Below are 1064 nucleotides of genomic sequence, written 5' to 3'. Positions count from 1 at the left end.
ATATGAGATAACCGGCAATGGAAGACTTAAAAATTGGAAGAATGATATAGAGTTAAGTAGAACCTATAAGATGTACTTAGAAAACATAATAGAGATACGGCATGAACATCAGCGTTCTATAAGAGTTGACGGAGGTTATTCAGATGAGATTTTAGGGATAAGGTTATACTTATATATCGATCTATATATGAAGTTACAAAGAGGTATTGAGGTTGAAGTACCGAGTAGGGAAGCAAGGGAAAAGCTTTTTAATGAGATTAAAATTATCAGTGATACGATCATCGGGGAAAGATTTAGAAATTACTGTGTTAGTTCTGAAATTAAAGAAGCTTTAATTGGTAATAGGGCAAAAGCAATAGTTAAGAAGCTAGTAGAATTAAAAGTTGGTGAAGAATTCGTGATAAGATCCGGGTATGAGGGTAATCCGGGACATTCTCTGTATGTATCGTTAGTTAAGATGAGCAATGATAATGTAATTGCAAGAGTAGATAACAGATGGATAAAGGAAGGAAGAGTAGATGGAGAGGTTCATAAGCATTACACAAAGCAAGAAGGTGAATTGAGAAAAATAAAATCCTGTTACATTGGAGCATTTAGATTAGGAAGGGATGAAGAACCATTAACTCAGTATATAGTAGATGCCATACAATCAATGTTTTTAAGATCAAGTCAAACAGAAAAAGGATTGAGTAATATATATGGAGTAAATCTGCCAGGGCGTATTAAGAACATTTCCGGAGAAGTTACAAGCTATATAGAAAGTTGGCCGTATCATACGATACAAAGTCATGATAACGGAAATTGTATACTAAGCAGTTATAATTTAGGGATGTTGGTAAGGCATGGGGAGGAGTTTTTTGAATGGTTACTTAACTATGAAACACGTGAGACGGCAGCAGGTAATCAAAGGTCTGCGGGTAACAACCCAAATGCGGATAATATGAGAAGAGAAGGAGGGAATAGACGTGCTGCAGGAGGTGGTGGATTAGGATGGACAGATAGAGTAGGTGAGAAGAGTGAGACAGAAGGAATAACACAATCCAGCTTAAGCCATACTGAACTTA

1 protein-coding gene is annotated in these 1064 nt (G+C 36.3%); it reads left to right on the top strand.

All coding sequences use genetic code 11. The annotated features are described in order from the left end of the window. The coding region (locus NF27_RS12140) for a hypothetical protein (RefSeq protein ID WP_039454541.1) at positions 1 to 1064 on the top strand (1064 nt) is incomplete at both ends.

It is taken from the genome of Candidatus Jidaibacter acanthamoeba (assembly GCF_000815465.1).
Classification (GTDB): domain Bacteria; phylum Pseudomonadota; class Alphaproteobacteria; order Rickettsiales; family Midichloriaceae; genus Jidaibacter; species Jidaibacter acanthamoebae.
Note: the sequence above shows the minus strand (reverse complement) of the source record. Positions and strands in the feature narration are given on the sequence as shown.